Raw genomic sequence first — 22476 nt, 5'->3', positions numbered from 1 at the left:
TGTTCTAAAATAGCATAGAGATTTGATAGAGTAGCGGTATAAGCCGATTTAACCCACCTTAGTGACGTTGATTTAGAGTGTTTTTATTAAGATGATTAAAATAACACCATTTAAATGCTATCACTAAGAAGCAGAGAGTAAACAATGCAGGAATTGCGATTCGTACTCATAATTGTTGGCGCGCTAGCGATCGCCGCATTATTGTTTCATGGTCTTTGGACTAGTAAGAAAGAAGGGAAATCTAAGTTTGGGAATAAGCCACTCGGTAAACTAGATTTAGATGATTCTGATGAGAAAGAAGAGGCGCCTGTTCGCTCATTTGCTCCTGAGGATGATTTTGAAATCATTCGTAAAGTGAGAAAAGAACCTGATTTTGGTCATAATGATGAACCTGAATTTGTCGATCCCTTGATTGATCATGCTCAAGATGAACTTGAATTGAGCGTTTCTAAAGAATCGAAAGCAGAAGAATTCGTTCCTTTTACGGCAGATGAACAAGGGAACGATGACGTTATCGTAAATGAGGAAGAGCTTAGTGGATTTGATAGAGTCGACTCTTTTTCTGCGATTGAAGATGATGATAACTCTGCACTTTCGCAAAGCTCACTTTCGGATAATCAAAATTCAGAGGCTATTAAAGAGCAACCTGAACCTGAAATGCAAGTGATTGTGCTGAATGTACATTGCTCAGGTGAAGAACCATTTGTAGGCACTAAACTATTTGATAGCATGCAGCAAAATGGATTGATTTATGGTGAAATGGCGATTTTCCATCGACATTCAGATTTGTCTGGAACTGGAAAAGTGCTATTTAGCGTTGCGAATATGATGCAACCTGGGACTTTAGAACATAGCGATCCTGCTGATTTTTCTACAAAAGGGATTTCGTTCTTCATGACGCTGCCTTGCTATGGCGATGCAGAACAGAATTTCAAGTTAATGTTGAAAACGGCTCAGCAGATTGCTGATGACATGTCAGGTAACGTATTAGACGAAGCTCGTAATCTGATTACGCCAGATAGAATTGCAGCTTGTCGCCGTCAAATACAAGAATTTAAAGCCGCGCAAAGTGCCAAATAAACCGTATTAATACTGATTAAACATTAATGCAGTGAGAAATGAAGGCTCCTTTGAGGGGCCTTTTTTATTGCAATATGTTTTAGGAAAGTAAGTAGAGAAACTCATGCCCCTATTAAGCTCAGAACAAATGAATGATATTCAAATTAAATTAGATCAACTTCGTGAAACCTTACATCATCACGCCATTTTGTACTATGTAGAAGATAACCCGGTAATTCCCGATGCTGAATATGATCGTTTAATGCGTGAGTTACTTGAGTTGGAAGAGTTACACCCCGATTTGATCACTATTGACTCTCCTAGTCAGCGCGTTGGAGGTAAACCGTTAGACGGGTTTACTCAGGTTAGCCATGAAATTCCAATGTTGTCGCTAGATAATGCGTTTGATGATCAAGAGTTAGACAGTTTTTATAAGCGAATGAAAGATCGTGCTCCATCAGCGAACCTCGATCTTTTCTGTTGTGAACCAAAGCTGGATGGTTTAGCGGTGAGTCTTCTTTATGAGAATGGCATCTTAGTTCAAGCTGCAACGCGTGGTGATGGTAGTACGGGTGAGAATATCACTGAAAACGTACGTACAATCAGTGCGATCCCTCTCAAACTCCAAGGTGAAGGGTGGCCACTGCGTATTGAAGTTCGTGGCGAAGTTTTTATGCCCAAAGCGGGTTTTGAGAAACTTAATGAACTAGCGCTGAAAAAAGGCGATAAAGTTTTTGTTAACCCAAGAAATGCCGCGGCAGGGAGCTTACGTCAACTAGATTCTAGAATTACCGCAAAACGGCCTTTAAGTTTTTATGCGTACAGTGTGGGTGTAGTGGAAGGCATTGAGCTAAAGAACAGCCATTACGATAGATTTGTGCAATTGAAAGCATGGGGGCTGCCTATGTGCCCTGAAACGCGTCAATTAACATCTCTTGATGACGTGAAGGCGTATTACCAAGAGATAATGCAACGCCGTGATGCGCTTTCTTACGAGATCGATGGCGTGGTCATTAAAGTCGATGATATTGATGCTCAAATCCAATTAGGTTTCGTTGCACGAGCTCCCCGCTGGGCCATTGCTTATAAATTTCCAGCGCAAGAAGAGATCACCTTGCTAAATGATGTTGAATTTCAAGTTGGGCGAACGGGGGCGATAACGCCAGTAGCCAAACTGGAACCAATATTCGTCGGTGGCGTAACCGTCAGTAACGCGACTTTGCATAATGCTGATGAAATTGAAAGATTAGGCGTGAAAATTGGCGATAGTGTCATTATTCGCCGTGCTGGTGATGTCATACCGCAAATTGTATCAGCTGTGTTGGAACGTCGCCCTGAAAACGCAACAGACATCGTTTTCCCACAAACTTGCCCCGTCTGTGACTCTCAGATCGAACGCATTGAGGGAGAGGCAGTCGCGCGCTGTACGGGAGGACTTGTGTGTCAGGCGCAGCGTTCAGAGGCCATAAAGCATTTTGTTTCTCGTAAGGCTCTGGATGTTGATGGGCTAGGTGTAAAAGTTATCGAGCAGCTCGTTGAGCGTGAGATGGTGGATACGCCTGCGGACTTGTTTAAGTTAAGTGCAGGTGTATTGACCGTTTTAGATCGTATGGGGCCTAAGTCGGCACAAAATGTTGTAGCGGCACTGGAAAAATCAAAACAAACAACCCTGCCTAGATTTCTTTATTCGTTAGGTATTAGAGAAGTGGGTGAAGCGACCGCTGCAAATTTGGCACAGCATTTTTGCTCTTTAGAAGCCGTTATCGCCGCAGATCATGAAGCATTAGTTAAAGTTTCCGATATTGGCGATATTGTTGCGCGACATATTGTCACTTTTTTCTCTCAAGAAACTAATATGAACGTTGTTAATAAACTTATTGAGAATGGTGTGGTTTGGGACGATGTAGTGGCTGCAAGTGAAGGTACTCCTCAGCCATTAGCTGGAAAAACCGTGGTGCTCACAGGAAGTCTCTCTCAATTAGGTCGGAGTGAAGCGAAAGCAGCATTGCAGGCGTTAGGGGCTAAGGTGACAGGCAGTGTCTCGAAGAAAACCGATATTCTATTTGCTGGCGAAAATGCAGGTTCAAAATTAGCTAAGGCACAAGATTTAGGCGTGGAAATTAAATCCGAACAAGACCTCATTTCTTTAATGTCTTAGTTCATAAATAGCTAAAAATTTCTAAAAGGCGTTGGTTTTTACCAACGCCTTTTTTTGTCTGTTACTGCTAGAAAATATATTTATTTTACATTTTTAAAAAAGTTCATATACGAACCACACTTTTTTGTTTGTGAGAGTGATCTCTTATGTATAAAAAGCAGTTCTTTCCTTATCTTTATGCGAGGCACTTCAATTTTTAGCACTGTTCACTATAATTAAGTTGTTGTTTTTATTTGATTTGGTGTTTTGTTAGTCCTGTGTGTAAGAAAACAAGATCAAGATCACTAAGTTGATGAAAGTTAGTTATCGGTCATATTTTTTTAGATAAAAATTAAGTTCTGATTGATGTTTTTTGCTGCGAAGTTAGTCTTATAGTCATGGGTACACACGGTGTATGCAGGAAACACAAAAACCGTGATTAGGAATAATTAGGTTTTTAATAGGAAATCACTTCTCCCTTCGGCGGCCAACTTAAGGTGAGAAAAATAAAAATACAGCTATATCCATTTTTTAGGAGTTTTTCCATGGACAAATTTTTTAAAGTATCTGCTATTACGGCGGCAATGGTAGGGGCTCTTGCAGCAGCTCCAGCGTTTGCAAATGACCCAGTAGGTCCTGAGTATACGGGTGAAGTGTCGGAGTTTTTCTCTGAGTCAACAATTAGCGGTAATCTAAATTTCTGGATGCGCGCTCGTGACCGTGCAGGTACTGATGCAGATGGTAATGATACTAAGAAAGAAACGAACCTAAACCACGGTAGTATTTTTGTGAACCTTGGTTTTAATTCTGGTTATGTGAATGATGTAGTAGGTGCTGATTTTGTTATCTACAGTACATGGGATATGTGGAATGATTCTGTGGGTGCTGGTCATGAAATGAACTTCCTAGATTGTGATGGACCAAATTCTTCGGGCTGTTGGGGTCAACTAGAAAAAGGTGGCGTTTCATTCGCAACTGCAGCGGCTAAGTTTAAGTTTGGTGAAAATATTAAAGCTAAACTTGGTTACTTCCAACCGTCAGTAGCAAGTGGCTTGGGTGTTAACTGGTCATTTGCTCCAGGTACATACCGTGGTGGTGAAATTGGCGGTACATTTGGTGCTCTAGATCTTGGCTTCGTTATTGCTGATGAATATAAAGCTCCATGGTATAAAGAAACTGATGCATTCATTGGTGTTGATGGTGATGACGAAATCTTATTTTCTGTTGGTGCTCGCTATAAATTAGATAATGGTATTGCTTTAGACGGTGCTTTTTCTAAGTTAGATGAACGTACAACGGCACACTTTAAAGTGAAAGGGACAACTGAAGGTGGAATCTACTGGTCACCTCAACTGTATTATGTCAACGATGATAATCAATATGATGATGGTGATACTGGGTATCAATTAGCCTTCCTATCTAGCTACTCTTCTGGTCCATATTCGTACCGAGCAGAAGCGACATACACAATGGCTGAAGAAGATGGTAACTGGTTTGCGTATCGCCCAACAGCTGGCTATGGCGGTTCAAATGGTGCGTACGATATCTGGTGGAACAACCGTTCTGATTTCAACCACCATGAAGAGTTAGCTGTATTTGGTTCAGTTAGTCGTGATTTCGCTGATATAGGTGGCACTGGTTTCAGCGCTGGTGTTAGTGGAGCATATGGCGGTGGTTCTTCAGTAGATGGCTATGATGACCTTACTGAGTACTCTTACAGTGCATTTGCAAACTATGCAATTCAAGCTGGCGCTCTTAAAGATGCAACTGTTGCCTTCCATTACACTCAGTACTTTAACGATACTGACGCTCCAAGCTGGAATGGCTATGCTAACTTGTTCCAAGATGAAACAGACTTTAAGTTGATTTTAGCAATCCCATTTAATGTAAAATAACTTAAATAGTAATGAGAAAAAGCTGAGCATTGTATGCTCAGCTTTTTTATATAAGAGGCTTTTTATGAAGAAACTTATACTTTGTACTTGTTTTATAATGACCATGACTGCATGTGCAAAAAATGTACAGACGGATGATGAGTTTTGGTTTAGTCAAGGTGAAAGGCTAGGGCGGAGTGGCTATGGTGTTGAATCTGATATATTGGATAGAATAAAAGCGAAAGTACCTTTTCAAATCACACCATATTCATTAGGTTATCAAAAGGGGCTCTTAGAATATTGCAATCCGTATAATGCTTTTGCAAAGGGTATCAGTGGTATACGCTATAATGGACAGTGTGAGGATCATGAGCAAGCCGTCATGATAAAGGTTGAGTGGCAGCGTGGTTGGGATGCATTTATCGGAGCTGATTTTTATAAACGCTAATTTAGGTATAAAAGATGAATATAAGTGAAGTTGCAAAAATTACAGGGTTGTCATCTAAATCAGTGCGTTTATACGAAGACAAAGGATTGATTTCTCCTCCATTGAGATCAGACAATGGATACCGTGTTTATACTAAAAAGCACGCAGAACAACTTATGGTTGTTGCTCGCTCAAGAAGAGTAGGCTTCACTTTAGAAGAGTGTAAAGGTTTAGTTCAGCTGGCGAATAACCCTGAAGCGACAAGTGCTGAAGTTAAAGAAAAAGCACTAACTAAACTTGATGAAGTAAACAGCAAACTAAATGAATTGATGATTATCAAATCGCAATTAGAGCTCTGGATAAACAAATGTCCAGGCAACAATGATCATGCATGCCCTATTCTCGAAGATTTAGTCAGACAAAATGAATGAGCTAGAGATCGTATTTTTATCTACTGATCTCTAGACTCTTGTGTGATGTTAATTTGTTTTTCCGCCATAAACTTTACAGAGTTCTCTTGGGAGCATTTCAACGGCCCCTGAATTAAATGTACATTTCATAGCGCTACCAAAGGATTTTCCTCCATTTTGACTCGCATTACTCGTTGATGGGATAATAAATAGTGATAATAACGTAATTAAAAAAGCATGTTTCATTAGATCCTCACTTATTGATTATAATTATTTAAATGTCTGTACGTGAAAATAATAGATGCATTATTCGTAAAAGGTCAAAAAAAATTAATATAATCAAAATTTATTTATTAAAAAAAGTATAAATAAATATGGATTAAATAAGTTAAATCTATGAGGTTAGTGAGGGAAGGTTGAGTGGCAGAGCTAAGTTTATGAAATAAACGCTTACTTTGTGTTAGATAATTAGTAACTATTTCTTTTGGTAATCAATTGGATATTATATCAGTACTCGAAATTACAGTAATGGTGATATAAATATCACCATTACTGTTAGGTATTAATTATATTGGTTCAATAAATAATATGATTCCATCCACATCGATGACTCTTATTTGAGTGCCTTTAGAGATATCTTGATCGCATCTCGCTGACCAGGTGGTATCACCAAGCTTAATGCGGCAATCTCCCGCTTGCACATCTTCCTCCAGACGAGTCGTCATTCCGATTAATTGCTTTTCTCGTTGATTGAGTTCGCGCTGTTGATCAGATTTTTTATCTTGTTTAAATTGTCTTCTCCACCATAACCATGTTGTGATCAGTGAAAAGACACCAAAGCTAACCCACTGTAATTGCCAGCTCATCGGCAGGATTGAGAAAATAAGCCCCACGAGAATGGCTGAAATACCAAGCCATAAAAAATAGCCAGCAGTACCCAGCAGCTCAGCCGCTAAAAGTAGCAAACCAAAAGCAAGCCAGTGCCAATGATTCATCTGTTCCAATAATTCAACCATTAAAAATTGCCTTATTTATCTTCAGGTTGCGCTTTAAACATTTCAGCTATTCCAGCAACTGAGCCCATCAGACCTGTCGCTTCAAGTGGTAACATAATGATTTTACCATTTTCAGCTTGGCCGATACTCTTAAGCGCATCGGTATAACCTTGCGCGATAAAGTAATTCACCGCTTGCATATCACCTTGTGCTATCGCTTGAGAAACCATTTCTGTTGCTTTTGCTTCGGCTTCTGCTGCACGTTCACGAGCTTCTGCTTGTAAGATAGCGGCTTGTTTTTCCCCTTCAGCACGCAGAATTTCGGATTGCTTGTGGCCTTCTGCTTTGAGAATCTCAGCCTGACGAATACCTTCTGCTTCTAAGACATCTGCACGTTTGTTTCGTTCCGCTTTCATCTGAGCGTTCATTGCAGCGGTAAGATCGGCTGGTGGCTGTACATCTTTGATTTCGATACGGGTAACTTTAACGCCCCAAGGGTTAGTCGCAGCATCGACGATGGTCAGTAGTTTCGTGTTAATCATGTCACGCTGGCTGAGCATTTCATCAAGTTCCATAGAGCCTAAGACGGTACGGATATTGGTCAATGTAAGGTTACGAATCGCATGCTCCAAATCGTTAACTTCGTATGCCGCTTTTGGTGCATCGATAACTTGAACAAAACAAACGGCATCAATGACAACATTCGCATTGTCTTTCGAAATGACTTCTTGAGCAGGGATGTCTAATACGCGCTCCATCATGCTGATACGGTTGCCGACTTTATCAACGAAAGGGATGATAAGGTTTAACCCTGGTTTTAACGTTTGGGTATAGCGTCCGAAGCGTTCAACAGTCCAGTTGCTTCCTTGGGGTACCGCTTTAATTCCTGCGAAAATAAAAACAACTGCAACAATAATAAAACCACCTATAGTGATTAAAGCATCAATAGCCATGGTAATTCCTTTTTAAAATGAGAAAGTGTTTGATATGCAATTAATTTATTGTTGATCACTTTTGCTTTGGGGGCAAATTTATAAATGAGAACTCAGTTGGAACTTGTATTCATCGCATAAAAAAGAGCTCTAGCTGAGCTCTTTGTTTACATGAGGTGTTTTGCTTTATTCGTCGCTACTCATATGACGATTATTGGCGAAAGTAATGATTAATATAGTAGAGAATAAAGCTGTCTTCTGTATTTTCCAGAAATCGCGTTGCCTTGTCCTAGTGCGCTAAGAATATCCATGAATGCTTTTTTGAGATCACCATCTTGAACATTTAAATCTAAACGGATAAAAGACCATAATAGCTCTAATGCTTCTTCATCACGACTTACTTGGTGATATTGCAATGCCAAGTCATGAGCTAATTGTGTATTACTTGTATCTTGTTGAAATTGTAATTCTAGAGATTGGATTTCAGGACTATCTGCGGCTTGTTGGTGCAGTTCTAGCTTCGCAATCATGCTCTTATAATAGTTGTCTTGATATTCAAGAGGGATAGTTTTCAATTGAATTTCAGCATCAGAGAACTGACCCATTTCGAGCAAACAGTCTGCAATGGCGAGTTTTACTTCACCCTTAGTGGTTATGGATTCCGGTAGCTCACGTAAAGCTACTAATGCTTCCGCATGCTCGCCAGATTGCATTTTTTCTAATGCGTGGCGTAATTTTATCTCATCTTGATTCGGCAAATGTTTGTCTAGCATTGCGACGATAGATTCGATGGTTTGAGGTCCACCAAGGCCATCAACAGGTTGGCCGTTAACGAATAAGGCAATAGTGGGTAGGGCTTGTACGCCAAATTGGCCAGCGATGGTTTGCTCTTGCTCGCAATTGAGCAGTGCCAGAGTGAAGGCTCCATTATATTGTTGAGAAAGGCTTTGTAGCTCAGGGATAATTTGAGTGCTTTCTGGATGAGACGGAGCCCAAAAATGGATGAGTACAGGAGCTTGTGACGAACCTTCTAGTATTTGACGAAAGTTACTTTCATTGAATTCTACAACATGAGGTGACTGCATTCCGGAAATCCTTGGTAATTATCTCGAGTTCAGATTAGTTATTAAATATGGGTTCTGCTCTCTAACTTCAAGAGCTGAATCGAAAAACGCCCAAACTTAATAAAAATTAGTGGGCGTTTTCGATGCTTGATACGAATGATAAGGGGTGGTGCTCAAAACAATAAAAATAGTGTTAATGCAACACCAATACCTATCAAATTGAGTTGGTTTAGGGTCATGTATTTACCTGTCGTAACACGCTAATTGCAATCGGGATATGCTCATTTTTATAATGACAGGTGATTGTTACGAGTAAGTGACAATGTTTAATCGATCGCCACTTTATTTTGATTCAGTGATGAATACTAATAGCTAGGTCTTCCGCCCAGCCCTAAGCCAAAGCCTTTAGTCATAAGTTCTAATAATCATAAGTTCTAAGCGGCTTTGCGTAAGATAGGATCTAACCATTTCGAGGGTAGAATACGTTTTAGAAAGGCAAACACTTTCGTTGGAGTCGTGATCCTATAGCGTAACTTGGGTGACTTGGACTCTAATGCATACAGCAGTGGTGCGATACAAGCTTCTGCAGGGAGTACAAACGCATTGTTCGATTCATCGTTAGCTAGACGTGAGATTTGTTGCTGGTAGTAGGTGCTATGGACACTGTCTTCAATGTTTATCCACTTTTTAAATGCAATAAGCGCATTGGCTCGAAACTGAGTTTCGATTGGTCCGGGCTCGATAAGAGAAATATGAATGCCTGATTGATATAGCTCAAGGCGTAGAGTGTCAGTCCAACCTTCTATGGCAAATTTGGAAGCGTTGTATGCCCCTCGATATTTCATGGCGGCAAAACCGAGAACGGAGCTATTTTGAATAATACGCCCTGTTCCTTGCTTTCTCATTGACGGGAGAAGTTGAAGTACGAGTTCATGCCAGCCAAAAAAATTGGTTTCAAACTGCGTTCTTAATCCATCGGTTGGTAGATCTTCTAACGCTCCTGGCTGTCCATAAGCACCATTATTAAACAGTGCATAAAGATTTCCATCACACAAGCGTAGCGCCTCTGTCGCGCCAGAACGGATGCTATCAGTGCAACTTAAGTCTAACTGGATGCAAGTGAGACCTTCCTGCTGAAGTTTTACAACATCATCCTGGTTTCGGCATGATGCGATGACTTGATAACCTTGTTGATGTAGCGCATGAGCACAAGTGTAACCAATCCCCGTTGAACATCCTGTAATCAATATAGCCTTTGACATTGTGACTCTCATTAATGGTCTTGTATGAATTTAATTTTGGTTTTGCAGTAAATTTTTAAGAGCTGGCTCTATTCTAGAGTAAGCAAAAATGAACCCCAGCTCGGTTAATTTTTTAGGCTTGGCTCGAATACTATCAAAAAGCAAGCATGAGGATTCTCCCATCATTAATTTCAATATCCATTTAGGAGTGAAAAGTAAATGAGGTCTTTTTAGTGCTTTAGCTAAAGAGCGGCTGAAAGTTTTATTGGTAACGGGATGAGGCGCACAAACATTGAATTCACCACTAGCATGTGGCGTTTCTACTAAATAAACAATGGCTCTCACCATGTCTAACATATGAATCCAAGGCATATATTGCTTGCCTTTGCCTATTGGCCCACCGAGCCCTAGCTTGTAAGGCAGTAGCATTTTGTCCAAGGCTCCCCCATCTTTACCTAGCACAATCCCAGTTCGAAGGAGGCATACTCGTGTGAGCTCAGATTGAGAACGCTTCGCGATTTGTTCCCAGTGGGAGCAGACTTGATGCGGAAAACCAACTTGATGGACATGAAGACTTTCGTCGAAAGGGTGATCTTGTTGATCACCATAATATCCTACGGCAGAACCGCTAATAAAAACGCTAGGAGGTTCAGTGCTCGCATGAATGAGTTCGACGATTTTTTCAGTGAGTTTCCAACGGCTATTGCAGATGGTTTCTTTTTGCTTGGCGTTCCATCGTTTTTCTGCAATCGCTTCACCTGCCAGATTAATGACAACATCAACATCATTAAGATCGCTAAAGTTATCTAATGTGTTGATGTAAGTGATATTTCCAGTATTCGCGTGTTGTAAGTTTTGCTGTGCGTTTTGCGGGTTTCTCGTCAGTAATATAATTTGCTCCGTTCTAAAGCATTTAATGAGTTCCTTTCCAATAAAACCCGTTCCACCTGTCAATAGTATCTTCATATTCCCTCCGCTGTGTACCAATTATAGACAGTTAAGCCGTAATAAGCTCAGGTTGAAGTGAGCTGGTGTGAAATAAACAGTGGAAAAACTCAATTATATTCAGCTGCTTGTGCGGGCGGTTCACATTTTTAACAATTGAGTAGCTAAATGTATTAAGTGCCTAACCTTTGTCACACCTATATAGACGACTATTTGCCATGATGGTTTCATAGGTATGACAGTTTCATAGGTTAATGAGTGACTTGAGGCAATATCGTATCGATAAACCGTGGTTATTTTCTGAAATAGCCGATTCACAACGATGAATTAGGAGATCTATGGCAGCAATACTTTCGCTATTTAAAGCCATGCTGGGGAGCTTTAGAGATTTACTCCCTATCGTGCTTGTTATCGCTTTTTTTCAGTTGGTTGTTTTACAAGAGCCACTCCCTAATTTAATTTCTATCCTTGTTGGATTGTTGTTGGTGGTCCTTGGTTTAACCTTTTTTATTTTTGGATTGGAGATGGGGTTATTTCCAATCGGGGAATCGATGGCGCAAGCCTTTGCCCGCAAAGGGAGCGTATTCTGGCTCATTTGTTTTGCCTTTTGCTTAGGGTTTGGCACCACGATAGCAGAACCTGCGTTAACGGCAGTCGCAGATGAAGCGGCAGAGGTGGCAGCTGAAGGCGGTATGATCATTCATACTGAAGCGGCCATGAGTGATTATGCGGATGGACTGCGTTTGACGGTCGCATTTTCTGTAGGGATAGCCATTGTTCTTGGGGTATTGAGAATTTTAAAAGGGTGGCCAATTCATTATATGATCATTGCTGGCTATATCGGTGTGGTGATCCTTACTGGATTTGCGCCTGAAAATATTATCGGGATCGCTTACGATTCAGGAGGGGTGACCACGTCTACTATAACTGTGCCATTGGTGACGGCTTTAGGGGTAGGGTTAGCGTCTTCGATCAAAGGACGCAACCCAATGATTGACGGCTTTGGTTTGATCGCCTTTGCCTCCTTGTTGCCTATGATGTTCGTTATGGTCTATGGAATGGTGGTGGCATGATTTCATTTTCCGATTTTATTGACACTTTCACTGGGACTGTTTTAGATGTTGTCCCAATTGTGACCATTATATTTGGTTTCCAAGTCGCGGTATTACGTAAACCCATAAGTAATTTACCTAAAGTAATATTGGGTTTTTTCTATGTCATTTTAGGTCTTTCTCTTTTTTTAATGGGGCTAGAACTTGCGCTGTTTCCACTTGGCGAAACCATGGCTCAGCAGTTAACCGCTCCAGAGTTTTTATATGATTTTAAAGTGAGTGTAGGTCAGTCACTCGCTTGGATTGATTACTATTGGGTTTACCTTTTTGCCTTCTTTATTGGTTTTAGCACCACAATCGCAGAACCATCGCTTATTGCTGTTGCGATAAAAGCCAATCAAGTGTCAGGGGGAAGTATCAGCGTGAATGGGTTAAGAATTGCGGTAGCTCTAGGGGTTGCGATTGGAATATCTTTGGGCAGTTATCGAATTGTAGTCGGAGACCCGATTCACTATTACATCATCGCAGGTTATATCGTGGTGGTGATTCAAACCTTTTATGCTCCTAAATTAATAGTGCCTTTGGCATATGATTCTGGAGGAGTGACAACGTCAACGGTAACCGTACCCTTAGTTACGGCTTTAGGGCTAGGGCTAGCTTCTACCGTTCCGGGACGAAACCCGATGATTGATGGCTTTGGTCTGATCGCCTTTGCCAGTTTATTTCCTATTATTTCAGTTATGGCGTATGCCCAAATTACCCAATGGTTAAACCAAAAAGGCTCGTCAGAGGAGAAAGAAAATGCGCTTTAAACTCATTTTGGCTTTTGTAGAGGATAGCAAGACCGATGTAGTTCTTGATGCTGCTCGAGATGCCGGTGCAACGGGAGCGACGGTGATCAACAACGCTAGGGGCCAAGGTGTGAATAAAAAACGCACATTCTTTGGTTTAACTCTTGAAGTGCAAAAAGACGTGTTGTTATTTGTTGTTGAGGAACACCTTTCGCGTCATATCTTGGAAAGAATCAGTGAGGTCGGGGAGTTCGACCAAGAGTCAGGGCAGGGAATAGCGATACAGATTGATATCGAAGATGCGGTCGGGGTTGCCCATCAAGTTGAGACATTAACAAAAGTTGTTGAGGAAGAAATATGATCAGCCATGAAAAAATACGCATTAGAGACGTAATGGCCAATACCTATGTCATTGTTGATGGGCTAACGACGGTACATGAAGGTATCAAACTGGCTAAGCAGCATAAGGTTAAAGCGCTTATCGTGAATAAGCGTCATGATGACGATGAGTACGGTATTGTTTTAATGAATGATATTGCGAAGAAAGTGCTCGCGCAAAATCGTTCATCTAAACGCACTAATATTTATGAAATCATGACAAAACCAGCGTTAGCCGTTGATCCTAGTATGAACGTTAAATATTGCGCTCGGTTATTTGAACGTTTTGGCATCAGCCGTGCGCCAGTCATCGAAGATGGAAAGATTATTGGAATGGTGAGCTACAACAATATCGTGATAAATGGCATGGCGAAAGATGACGACTAAAAGAGGAATGCGTACAATAGCGTCAACTTAAAATAAGGAGACGCTTGTCTTGAATCTTTTTTTCGCTTCAGATTTACACGGCTCACTGCCTGCAACTGAACAGATGATTTCGCAATATGTGAAATCAGGAGCTAAGCATCTAATTTTGTTAGGTGACATTTTAAATCACGGCCCGAGAAACGCGATTCCTGAAGGGTATAATCCCCCTGAGGTTGCACAGCTTCTTAATCAGTATGCGGATCAGATCATTGCTGTTAGAGGCAACTGTGATAGTGAAGTGGATCAGATGTTGTTGTCATTTCCAATGATGATGGATTACTCGTGGGTATTGCTAGAAAGTGGTCAACGTCTATTTTTGACACACGGTCACACTTATAATTCTGATAAGCGACCAGCTTTACGTGACGGTGATATTTTGGCTCATGGTCATACCCATATTCCGGTAGCAGAAGAGCAAAATGGTGTGGTGATCTTCAACCCAGGCTCTGTGACTATTCCACGTAATGGTTACTCTGCAAGCTTTGGACTACTCCGTAATAATAGATTGCAAGTTATTGGCTTTGACCAATCGGTAATCAAAGAAGTGACCATCTAATAAAAAGGGAAGCGATAATGCTTCCCTTTTTCGTATTAGTTTGTAAATAACACCGTGGAACCATGGTTTAAGCTGGTTAAGAGCAGTGTCTTTTGGTTTACGATATCAATCCGGCGGCTTTGCTGAGAATCTAACTTAAATACCTGAGTAATTAGTGTTAATTGCTCGGGAGTGAACTCTTTACTTTGAGCAGAAGAGACATCTTTAAACTCAGTTGGAGAGATTAATAAATAGTTATCACTAATATCCCATTCGCCAGTTTCTGAAATGTTGATGGTGTTTTGGCTCTCTTTCTCGTTACCGAACAGCTCCATTCGAGAGACGCGGATGTATGAACCATTTGGCAAATATTTTACGTTTGATATCACTTCAACTTTACTTAGCGGCCCAATCGCACTCTCTTTATCATTATTGGTGATCAGTGAGACCATTCTAGATTGCCACTCTTTAGACGTAAGCACCTGTTCAACTTTGATGTCGCTTCCCCAATACATCCATGCACTTAATACAGAGGAGAGGGCTAACGCGAGATAAGCCAATTTTAATTTCATCATCTTACCTTACTTACAGACTTTATTTAGATTGGAGAGTTCAGTGAAAATTCGTAAGGTGACATTCTCACCAGAAAACTCCACAGGATGAATGTAATTCAACACTAACCGATTGTTTTCTCCACCCGTTGCAATGACTTCGCTAGGCATTAGTTCATCACGGTGACGTTCATTGTAGCTTTCAATACATGTTTTTATTGAAGGCACCCATTTAGAAATATCAGGATGGTTCAATGGTGTTTTAATCGGGATATTATCCACCACCGCAAGTTGACGGAATTGTGACTCTGCTGGATTTGTGAATAGTAAAACCAATAAAGGAAGCAGAATGGCAATGCTCACGAGAATCTTTGGTAGCCAACTGAGTAACTTTGAATCAAATGAGGCGGTTTCTTGTGTTACTGCGCCAAGGTTTGATTGTTGTACTTCCACTTCAACGATAGATGCTGGTGGTTCTGATTCTACATTTGTGCTGCTTTCTTCAACTGTCGTTTCATTTGGTATAGGTAAAACGGTATCACTTGACGCTAATGGAGCGGAACGTTCTACGTTGGCAATGAGTTGATAGCCTCGCTTAGGCACTGTCTTAACGAAGGCAGGGGATTTTGTAGAATCTTTAAGCATCTTGCGTAGTGTTGATATCGCCTGAGTTAGGCTTGAATCATCAACTTCAAATCCTTGATCTCGCCAAACAAACTCATGGAGTTGATTACGAGTGATGACTTCATTGGGTTTCTCGCATAGCAATAATAGGATACGACTCTCATTGCTACCTAGTCTAACCGTTTCGCATTCCTCTGCTTGATCCATAAGAGAATTACTATTTGGATCAAAAACAAAGCGCTTCGCAAGTATGAACTTAGTACCGATATTACTCATTGAATTCTTCTTTATTAGATGACTTTCAGGGGATTTTATTCGGCCAATCATCGATTAATTGTCAATCTTGCAGGCTGAATTTATGTTCTTTGATATTTTTTCGAAATAATCATAGTTAAAATAAAATAAAAAAACACTGTTTTTATGATTTTTGACCTTGAATTTACATTTGTCATCCTCATGTTAAATAACAAGATAGACGAAATCGCATTTACAGTAAGCCGCGATCTCACAGTATATATGCTATGGAGCGAAGATGAGCGAAACAGTAACGAACAATAAAGAAACCCGTGGTTTTCAGTCAGAAGTAAAGCAGTTACTTCACCTAATGATTCATTCACTGTATTCAAATAAAGAAATATTCCTACGTGAATTGATTTCAAATGCTTCAGATGCCTCAGATAAATTACGTTTTCAAGCGCTCTCTGATTCGAGCTTGTATCAAGGTGAAGCTGATCTTGGTGTTAAACTGTCATTTAGTAGTGAAACCAATACCTTAACTATTTCTGATAACGGCATCGGTATGAGCCGTGATGATGTTATTGAGCATCTGGGCACGATCGCTAAATCAGGTACTGCGGACTTCTTTTCAAAATTATCGGATGATCAAAGTAAAGACTCACAATTAATCGGTCAGTTTGGTGTTGGTTTCTATTCGGCATTCATCGTAGCTGATGCGGTAACGGTTCGTACTCGAGCTGCCGGTTTAGCAGCCGATGAAGCGGTACAGTGGCACTCAGAAGGTGAAGGTGATTACACCATTGAAACCACCACAAAAGAGTCTCGTGGTACGGATATCATTTTACATATGCGTGACGAAGGTAAGGAGTTCTTATCTGAATGGCGCTTACGTGAAGTGATTGGTAAATATTCGGATCATATTGGTATTCCGGTTTCTATCTTAACGAAAGTAAAAGATGAAGAAGGAAAAGAGACGGATGAGACCGAGTGGGAACAGATCAACAAAGCACAAGCTCTGTGGACTCGTAATAAATCAGATATTTCAGAAGAAGAGTATCAAGAGTTTTATAAGCATGTATCGCATGACTTTGCTGATCCATTAACTTGGAGCCATAACCGAGTTGAAGGTAAAAACGATTATACGAGCTTGCTCTATATTCCTGCAAAAGCTCCGTTTGATATGATGAACCGTGAACATAAGAGTGGCCTAAAACTTTATGTTCAACGCGTATTCATTATGGATGATGCGGCGCAGTTCATGCCTTCTTACCTACGTTTCGTCCGAGGCTTAATTGATTCAAACGATCTACCGCTTAATGTTTCGCGTGAAATTCTGCAAGACAATAAAGTAACTCAGTCACTACGCAGTGCATGTACTAAGCGAGTGCTTACTCTGCTTGAGCGTATGGCAAAGAAAGACGATGAAAAGTACCTTTCTTTCTGGAAAGAGTTTGGCATGGTGCTAAAAGAAGGCCCTGCTGAAGATATGGCAAATAAAGAAAAGGTTGCCGCTCTGTTGCGCTTCGCTTCAACTCATGTCGATTCTTCAGAACAGACGGTTGGCCTGCAATCGTATGTAGAGCGTATGAAAGAGGGACAAGATAAGATCTATTTCCTGACAGCAGATAGCTACGCAGCGGCTAAAAACAGCCCACACTTAGAGCAGTTCAAAGCGAAAGGCATCGAAGTTGTATTGATGTTCGATCGAATCGACGAATGGCTAATGAATTACCTAACCGAGTTTGATGGTAAACAGTTCCAATCGATCACTAAAGCGGGTCTGGATCTTGGTCAGTTTGAAGATGAAGCTGAAAAAGAGAAGCAAAAAGAGACACAGGAAGAATTTAAGTCTGTTGTTGAGCGCACACAAAGCTACCTAGGCTCTCGTGTTAAGGAAGTTCGCACTACCTTTAAGCTAGCAACAACACCAGCCGTAGTCGTTACTGATGACTATGATATGGGGACTCAAATGGCGAAACTACTGGAAGCAGCAGGTCAAGCGGCTCCAGAAGTTAAGTACATTTTTGAGATTAACCCAGAGCATGAGCTTGTGAAACGTATGGCTGATGAAGCGGATGAACAAGAGTTCGGTCGTTGGGTAGAAGTTCTGCTTGGTCAGGCTATGCTTGCTGAACGTGGCTCTATTGAGGACTCTTCTCAGTTCTTAGGTGCTATCAACCAGCTTTTGACTAAAGTTTAAGTAGTAAAAAATTCAAAAGCTCGCTTCGGCGGGCTTTTTTAAATTAAAAGTCACTAAAATCGGCAAAATGACGCTAACGTGACTTTATCAGTTGCGAATTAACGCCAGCTCGTATTCTTTAGTCTTAGGCACAACTTATGGATAATTTTTGTGTTAGAATGCTGAGCTTGAATCTCTGGTTCAAGGCGTGTATTTTGCGCGCTCACTTTTAATAAACGTTATACCGAAACTTATCGTTGGTTATTTAAGTATTGGTGAATGTATGGCTCAACGATTGTGGCTGCTTTATGCAGTGTCGTGGAGAGTCGTATTGTTTCATCACCCGACTTATTGTGAGCTTCGGTATAAATCATAATTTTTAAAGAGGATTAAACATGCGCATCATCCTTCTAGGTGCTCCAGGTGCTGGTAAAGGTACACAAGCTCAATTCATCATGGAAAAATATGGTATCCCACAAATTTCTACTGGTGACATGCTACGTGCTGCGATCAAAGCGGGTACAGAGCTAGGTAAGAAAGCAAAATCAGTGATTGATGCTGGTCAATTGGTTTCTGATGATCTTATTCTTGGTCTTATCAAAGAGCGTATTGCTCAGGCTGATTGTGAGAAAGGTTTCCTACTTGATGGTTTCCCTCGCACAATCCCACAAGCTGACGGTCTAAAAGAGATGGGCATCGCCGTTGATTACGTTGTTGAATTCGATGTTGCTGACAGCGTTATTGTTGAGCGCATGGCGGGTCGTCGTGCTCACCTAGCTTCTGGTCGTACTTACCACGTTGTTTACAATCCGCCAAAAGTGGAAGGTAAAGATGATGAGACAGGTGAAGATCTTGTTGTTCGTGATGACGACAAAGCTGAAACCGTTCTTGCTCGCCTAGGTATCTACCATGAGCAAACAGCACCATTAATCTCTTACTACAGCAAAGAAGCTGAAGCAGGCAATACTAAGTACCTTAAATTTGACGGTACTAAGCAAGTTGCTGAAGTTAGTGCAGATATTGAGAAAGCACTAGCATAATTGGCTAAACGTCAGTTTTAGATTTTGTTATATTAAAGGCGACCATTATTGGTCGCCTTTTTTTGTTGAGCCGTTTCATGCGATTTACGCGAAAACACTCTGAATGAATCATCATACTTATCTGCATCATAAACGCTGTAGAAAGGTATAAGTTAATTAAGATATTTATGGATAATAAAAAACAAGGTGTTCTTCTGGTTAACTTAGGTACACCTGATGAGCCAACAGCACCGGCAATAAAACGTTTCTTAAGTGAATTCTTACATGATCACCGTGTTGTCAGTTTGTCGCGTTGGTTATGGTGCCCAATATTGCATGGTGTCATTTTACCTATTCGAGCGCCTAAGGTTGCGAAGTTGTACGAAAGCGTATGGATGGATGAAGGCTCGCCGTTGATGGTGTACTCCAAAAGGCAAGTCGAAAAGTTACGAGTTCAAACGAATTTACCGGTTGAGCTTGGAATGACTTATGGATCGCCAAGCTTGAAAAATGGCATTGAAGCACTAATGGCTCAAGGTGTAGAGGATATTATTGTTCTTCCTTTGTACCCACAGTATTCAGGCACAACGACCGCAGCGGTTTCGGATGGGCTGACGAAAGCATTTAAGCAGATGCCTGTCATACCAAGTTATCGCTTGATTCGAGATTACTATCAGCACCCGTTATACATTAAAGCGCTGGCCCAGCAAGTTAGGCAGCAGTGGGAGAAAAGTGGGCGAGGGGACTACCTTCTGTGCTCATATCACGGGATCCCAAAACGATTAGCGGATCAGGGGGATATATATCCTCAGCATTGTGAAGAGACAACTCGATTGCTAGCACAAGAGCTCGAATTATCAGAAGACAAGATTGGTATGACTTATCAATCTCGATTCGGTCGAGAGGAGTGGTTGACGCCCTATACGGATAAAACATTAGAGATGTTGCCTGCTAAAGGGATTAAGAAGCTAGATATCATGGCCCCAGCGTTTTCTGTTGATTGTCTTGAAACATTGGAAGAGATATCAGAACAGTGCAAAGAGATATTTGTTGAGGCTGGTGGTTCAGAGTTCAACTACATTGAATGTTTGAATGATGCAGATGACCATATCGAAATGATGGCAGATCTGGTTGCCAATTAGTATATTTATTATACTTAAATGAACAGCGTTTTATCGGCAGTCGCTTTAATGAATTTGCTTGGTTGATGGATTTACGTATTGATTTTAAAGAAAAAGGGCTGCAATTAATGCAGCCCTTTGTATATGTGTTACTGAATGAACTAAACTAATTGAGCTTGTTGCTCTTCAATAATTTCAGCACTTGACGCTGATACTTCCGCGCCATGCATCCAACGAACTAACGTATTTGCACACATCAATAATACGACACCACAAATAGTTGCAGTAACCGCAATGCCGCCAAAGATAGCCATAGGGCCAAATTCGCCTACGTGTGAACCGATTAGACCCGCAACATAGTTTGCGATTGCGTTGAAGCCAAACCATGCACCCATCATCAGTGATGCTAGACGTAGCGGAGCAAGTTTAGTCACAAGCGACAGTCCAATTGGTGATAAGCATAATTCACCTAACGTATGGAAGAAGAACGCACCCACAAGCCAAAGCATTGATGTCTTAACGGTTGTGTCACCGCCTTGTTCCATTACTGCACCAACCATGCATAAGAAACCTAAAGCAAGGAAGAACAGAGCTAAGGCAAATTTAACTGGTGAGTTTGGTTCACGCTTACCAAGTTTTACCCAAAAAGCGGCAAGAACAGGCGCTAGACCGATAATGAAGAATGGGTTAAGAGATTGGAACCAAGCGGTAGGGACTTCAAAACCACCAATCATACGATCAGTATATTGTTGAGTGTAGATATTCATCAGGCCACCGGCTTGTTCGAAGCCTGCCCAGAATACAATAACAAATAGACCCATAACCAAAACAACTTTCAAGCGGTCGATCTCTTGTGGCGTTAATGGCGCTTTGTTTTGAGAGTTCTTCATATCTCGGTCACGTACTGCTGCTGGAACGGTACCAATATCGCCTAGCCATGATTTAGCCAGTGTTATTTGCATGATTAAACTAATGACCATACCAATACCAGCAACAAGGAAACCCGCTTTCCAACCATATGAGCCCGTTACAGAACCAGAAACAATACCCGCAAGTAATGCACCGATATTGATACCCATATAGAAAATGGTGAATGCACCATCACGGCGGTGATCACCTTCGTTGTACAGGTCACCCACCATCGTTGAAATGTTAGGTTTGAACATACCGTTACCAGCAATCAGGAGTGCGAGACCTAAATAGAATGCTTGTTCAATACCTAAACCGATAGCGTGAGTTGGTAAAGCTAGAGTGAACTGACCAATGGCCATCAATAAACCACCTAGCAGTACAGATTTACGCTGACCTAAGTAGTTATCTGCAATGTAGCCACCGATGAGTGGTGTGATGTAAACCAGACCGGTATAGATGCCATATAAATCTAAAGCGTCTTTAGTTGACCACCCCATACCACCATTAATCGTGGTATCAGTAAGAAAAAGAACTAAGATGGCACGCATTGCGTAGTAAGAGAATCGTTCCCATAGTTCTGTACCAAAAAGAAGGAACAAACCTCTAGGGTGACCGAAAATGTTGTGTTGGTTTGGCATAAGTTTTACTTATTTTAGTTATTAAAGAATTTAATGTGTGGTTAGGTATACATATTGGAATTAATAACTGCAATAGTTGAAATGTATAGGTGATATGAATAGTTAGTGCTAACTGTTTGAAAATAATAAACTAAGTAGAGGAAGCGGTGGTTGATTAATGAGGTGAAAACTTATTTCTCATTTTTGTCTTGAGGAAAATAACAGCAAAGGCGCTCGAAAAAATAGCAATTTATGACGATAATTTGGTTGTCCTAACTCCGAGCATATTGGTATGACGTAAACTTATGCTAGGATGTGGAAAAAAATATGGCTAGAAAAATTATGAAACGTTGGTATTTACTCTATTGTAAGCGCGGTGATCAAAGCCGAGCAAAGCAACATTTAGAGAATCAGGGGGTGGAGTGTTTTTACCCTGAAGTCACAGTAGAAAAAATGTTGAGAGGTAAGCGACAAACTGTAAAAGAACCTCTTTTTCCATCGTATGTCTTTATACGTTTTGACTTTGAAGTAGGACCAACATTTACCACTGTCAGGTCAACCCGCGGTGTGGTTGATTTTATTCGGTTCGGAGCCGTTCCAAAAGAGATTCAAGGCGACTTAATATTTGAATTGAAACAAATAGAAAAAAATACCAGTGATATTTCTGATGAAAGCCTTCCAGAGAAGGGCCAAGAAATAGCAGTGAAAAGCGGACAATTCTCTGGAATTAAAGCGATTTTCCAAGAATCAGACGGCGAAGCTCGTTCTATTATGCTGGTCAAAATGATCAGTAAAGTCATACCTGTGAGCATTGATAATAAAGATCTGGATTTTGATCTTTAATGATTGAACGCTACCGCTAGTGGTTAGAATTTTATGCAATATCACAGTGGTTCTCCCATTAAAAAAGGCACTAAAAAGTGCCTTTTTTCGATCCAGTGATTGATGAA

The 22476-nt window shown here is 40.8% G+C and carries 22 protein-coding genes; 14 read left to right on the top strand and 8 right to left on the bottom strand.

Going from position 1 to position 22476, the window contains the following annotated elements; all coding sequences use genetic code 11:
• Positions 1-144 precede the first annotated feature (144 nt).
• The 5 genes from zipA to cueR all read left to right on the top strand — a co-directional run bounded on the left by zipA (position 145) and on the right by cueR (position 5928).
• On the top strand, positions 145-1080 hold the full coding sequence (gene zipA, locus F0249_RS06340; RefSeq protein WP_136995457.1) for a cell division protein ZipA: 936 nt from the start codon (positions 145-147) through the stop codon (positions 1078-1080).
• A gap of 127 nt (positions 1081-1207) precedes the next feature.
• Entirely contained in the window at positions 1208-3217 is a 2010-nt protein-coding gene (gene ligA, locus F0249_RS06335; protein ID WP_171756173.1) for an NAD-dependent DNA ligase LigA, read from the top strand.
• Between the two features lie 524 nt (positions 3218-3741).
• Positions 3742-5091: a multidrug transporter gene (locus tag F0249_RS06330; RefSeq protein WP_113795822.1), complete on the top strand. Its 1350-nt coding sequence runs from the start codon at positions 3742-3744 to the stop codon at positions 5089-5091.
• Positions 5092-5155: 64 nt separating this feature from the next.
• Complete coding sequence (locus tag F0249_RS06325) at positions 5156-5518, top strand: DUF2799 domain-containing protein (RefSeq protein ID WP_113795823.1); 363 nt, start codon at positions 5156-5158, stop codon at positions 5516-5518.
• A gap of 14 nt (positions 5519-5532) precedes the next feature.
• On the top strand, positions 5533-5928 hold the full coding sequence (cueR, locus tag F0249_RS06320; protein ID WP_171756163.1) for a Cu(I)-responsive transcriptional regulator: 396 nt from the start codon (positions 5533-5535) through the stop codon (positions 5926-5928).
• Positions 5929-6473: 545 nt separating this feature from the next.
• Here the strand turns inward: cueR and F0249_RS06315 are convergent.
• From F0249_RS06315 to F0249_RS06295, 5 genes are all read right to left on the bottom strand, one after another.
• Complete coding sequence (locus F0249_RS06315) at positions 6474-6923, bottom strand: NfeD family protein (protein WP_136993983.1); 450 nt, start codon at positions 6921-6923, stop codon at positions 6474-6476.
• Positions 6924-6934: 11 nt separating this feature from the next.
• Positions 6935-7855 (bottom strand): SPFH domain-containing protein, encoded by a 921-nt coding sequence (locus F0249_RS06310; RefSeq protein ID WP_113795826.1) that lies wholly within the window; start codon positions 7853-7855, stop codon positions 6935-6937.
• Positions 7856-8064: 209 nt separating this feature from the next.
• Positions 8065-8919, bottom strand: coding sequence for a co-chaperone YbbN (locus F0249_RS06305; protein ID WP_171756162.1), 855 nt, complete (start codon positions 8917-8919; stop codon positions 8065-8067).
• 413 nt (positions 8920-9332) lie between these two features.
• Positions 9333-10160 (bottom strand): SDR family oxidoreductase, encoded by an 828-nt coding sequence (locus F0249_RS06300; RefSeq protein ID WP_171756161.1) that lies wholly within the window; start codon positions 10158-10160, stop codon positions 9333-9335.
• 30 nt (positions 10161-10190) lie between these two features.
• Positions 10191-11105 (bottom strand): TIGR01777 family oxidoreductase, encoded by a 915-nt coding sequence (locus tag F0249_RS06295; protein ID WP_171756160.1) that lies wholly within the window; start codon positions 11103-11105, stop codon positions 10191-10193.
• 317 nt (positions 11106-11422) lie between these two features.
• Between F0249_RS06295 and F0249_RS06290 the strand changes: the two genes are divergently transcribed.
• Genes F0249_RS06290 through yfcE form a run of 5 tightly spaced genes read left to right on the top strand, consistent with a single transcriptional unit; the run spans position 11423 to position 14287 of the window.
• The gene (locus tag F0249_RS06290; protein ID WP_017053277.1) at positions 11423-12157 is read left to right on the top strand and encodes a DUF1538 domain-containing protein; all 735 of its coding nucleotides are present in this window, start codon (positions 11423-11425) and stop codon (positions 12155-12157) included.
• Positions 12154-12948: a DUF1538 domain-containing protein gene (locus F0249_RS06285; RefSeq protein ID WP_017053276.1), complete on the top strand. Its 795-nt coding sequence runs from the start codon at positions 12154-12156 to the stop codon at positions 12946-12948. Before F0249_RS06290 ends, F0249_RS06285 begins: the two co-directional genes overlap by 4 nt.
• Complete coding sequence (locus F0249_RS06280; protein WP_017053275.1) at positions 12938-13288, top strand: P-II family nitrogen regulator; 351 nt, start codon at positions 12938-12940, stop codon at positions 13286-13288. Before F0249_RS06285 ends, F0249_RS06280 begins: the two co-directional genes overlap by 11 nt.
• A complete protein-coding gene (locus F0249_RS06275) occupies positions 13285-13692 on the top strand; it encodes a CBS domain-containing protein (RefSeq protein ID WP_017053274.1) in 408 nt (135 codons plus the stop codon). Before F0249_RS06280 ends, F0249_RS06275 begins: the two co-directional genes overlap by 4 nt.
• Before the next feature lie 49 nt (positions 13693-13741).
• A complete protein-coding gene (gene yfcE / locus F0249_RS06270; protein WP_136993979.1) occupies positions 13742-14287 on the top strand; it encodes a phosphodiesterase in 546 nt (181 codons plus the stop codon).
• 35 nt (positions 14288-14322) lie between these two features.
• On the opposite strand, the gene F0249_RS06265 is transcribed toward yfcE, so the two are convergent.
• Together F0249_RS06265 and F0249_RS06260 are read right to left on the bottom strand one after the other, a co-directional pair.
• On the bottom strand, positions 14323-14838 hold the full coding sequence (locus tag F0249_RS06265; RefSeq protein WP_113795830.1) for a regulatory protein ToxS: 516 nt from the start codon (positions 14836-14838) through the stop codon (positions 14323-14325).
• A gap of 9 nt (positions 14839-14847) precedes the next feature.
• A complete protein-coding gene (locus F0249_RS06260) occupies positions 14848-15717 on the bottom strand; it encodes a transcriptional regulator (protein WP_171756159.1) in 870 nt (289 codons plus the stop codon).
• Positions 15718-15973: 256 nt separating this feature from the next.
• Between F0249_RS06260 and htpG the strand changes: the two genes are divergently transcribed.
• The 3 genes from htpG (at position 15974) to hemH (ending at position 20018) form a co-directional block, all read left to right on the top strand.
• Positions 15974-17878: a molecular chaperone HtpG gene (gene htpG, locus F0249_RS06255; protein ID WP_017053270.1), complete on the top strand. Its 1905-nt coding sequence runs from the start codon at positions 15974-15976 to the stop codon at positions 17876-17878.
• 374 nt (positions 17879-18252) lie between these two features.
• Entirely contained in the window at positions 18253-18897 is a 645-nt protein-coding gene (gene adk, locus F0249_RS06250) for an adenylate kinase (protein ID WP_017053269.1), read from the top strand.
• 167 nt (positions 18898-19064) lie between these two features.
• Complete coding sequence (gene hemH, locus F0249_RS06245) at positions 19065-20018, top strand: ferrochelatase (protein WP_017053268.1); 954 nt, start codon at positions 19065-19067, stop codon at positions 20016-20018.
• 140 nt (positions 20019-20158) lie between these two features.
• Here the strand turns inward: hemH and F0249_RS06240 are convergent, their stop codons facing one another.
• Positions 20159-21547: a peptide MFS transporter gene (locus tag F0249_RS06240; RefSeq protein WP_171756158.1), complete on the bottom strand. Its 1389-nt coding sequence runs from the start codon at positions 21545-21547 to the stop codon at positions 20159-20161.
• A 321-nt stretch (positions 21548-21868) separates the two neighbouring features.
• Between F0249_RS06240 and rfaH the strand changes: the two genes are divergently transcribed.
• The gene (gene rfaH / locus F0249_RS06235; protein ID WP_029203442.1) at positions 21869-22369 is read left to right on the top strand and encodes a transcription/translation regulatory transformer protein RfaH; all 501 of its coding nucleotides are present in this window, start codon (positions 21869-21871) and stop codon (positions 22367-22369) included.
• Positions 22370-22476: the final 107 nt, after the last annotated feature.

It is taken from the genome of Vibrio sp. 03-59-1, from assembly GCF_013114135.1.
Taxonomy (GTDB): domain Bacteria; phylum Pseudomonadota; class Gammaproteobacteria; order Enterobacterales; family Vibrionaceae; genus Vibrio; species Vibrio cortegadensis.
This window is presented reverse-complemented; position numbering and strand designations above follow the sequence as displayed.

Excerpts from the sequence above, each read along its gene's own strand:
- zipA (WP_136995457.1), top strand. The coding sequence starts at position 145 with ATGCAGGAATTGCGATTCGTACTCATAATTGTTGGCGCGCTAGCGATC.
- ligA (WP_171756173.1), top strand. The coding sequence starts at position 1,208 with ATGAATGATATTCAAATTAAATTAGATCAACTTCGTGAAACCTTACAT.
- F0249_RS06330 (WP_113795822.1), top strand. The coding sequence starts at position 3,742 with ATGGACAAATTTTTTAAAGTATCTGCTATTACGGCGGCAATGGTAGGG.
- F0249_RS06325 (WP_113795823.1), top strand. The coding sequence starts at position 5,156 with ATGAAGAAACTTATACTTTGTACTTGTTTTATAATGACCATGACTGCA.
- cueR (WP_171756163.1), top strand. The coding sequence starts at position 5,533 with ATGAATATAAGTGAAGTTGCAAAAATTACAGGGTTGTCATCTAAATCA.
- F0249_RS06315 (WP_136993983.1), bottom strand. The coding sequence starts at position 6,923 with ATGGTTGAATTATTGGAACAGATGAATCATTGGCACTGGCTTGCTTTT.
- F0249_RS06310 (WP_113795826.1), bottom strand. The coding sequence starts at position 7,855 with ATGGCTATTGATGCTTTAATCACTATAGGTGGTTTTATTATTGTTGCA.
- F0249_RS06305 (WP_171756162.1), bottom strand. The coding sequence starts at position 8,919 with ATGCAGTCACCTCATGTTGTAGAATTCAATGAAAGTAACTTTCGTCAA.
- F0249_RS06300 (WP_171756161.1), bottom strand. The coding sequence starts at position 10,160 with ATGTCAAAGGCTATATTGATTACAGGATGTTCAACGGGGATTGGTTAC.
- F0249_RS06295 (WP_171756160.1), bottom strand. The coding sequence starts at position 11,105 with ATGAAGATACTATTGACAGGTGGAACGGGTTTTATTGGAAAGGAACTC.
- F0249_RS06290 (WP_017053277.1), top strand. The coding sequence starts at position 11,423 with ATGGCAGCAATACTTTCGCTATTTAAAGCCATGCTGGGGAGCTTTAGA.
- F0249_RS06285 (WP_017053276.1), top strand. The coding sequence starts at position 12,154 with ATGATTTCATTTTCCGATTTTATTGACACTTTCACTGGGACTGTTTTA.
- F0249_RS06280 (WP_017053275.1), top strand. The coding sequence starts at position 12,938 with ATGCGCTTTAAACTCATTTTGGCTTTTGTAGAGGATAGCAAGACCGAT.
- F0249_RS06275 (WP_017053274.1), top strand. The coding sequence starts at position 13,285 with ATGATCAGCCATGAAAAAATACGCATTAGAGACGTAATGGCCAATACC.
- F0249_RS06265 (WP_113795830.1), bottom strand. The coding sequence starts at position 14,838 with ATGAAATTAAAATTGGCTTATCTCGCGTTAGCCCTCTCCTCTGTATTA.
- F0249_RS06260 (WP_171756159.1), bottom strand. The coding sequence starts at position 15,717 with ATGAGTAATATCGGTACTAAGTTCATACTTGCGAAGCGCTTTGTTTTT.
- htpG (WP_017053270.1), top strand. The coding sequence starts at position 15,974 with ATGAGCGAAACAGTAACGAACAATAAAGAAACCCGTGGTTTTCAGTCA.
- adk (WP_017053269.1), top strand. The coding sequence starts at position 18,253 with ATGCGCATCATCCTTCTAGGTGCTCCAGGTGCTGGTAAAGGTACACAA.
- hemH (WP_017053268.1), top strand. The coding sequence starts at position 19,065 with ATGGATAATAAAAAACAAGGTGTTCTTCTGGTTAACTTAGGTACACCT.
- F0249_RS06240 (WP_171756158.1), bottom strand. The coding sequence starts at position 21,547 with ATGCCAAACCAACACAACATTTTCGGTCACCCTAGAGGTTTGTTCCTT.
- rfaH (WP_029203442.1), top strand. The coding sequence starts at position 21,869 with ATGAAACGTTGGTATTTACTCTATTGTAAGCGCGGTGATCAAAGCCGA.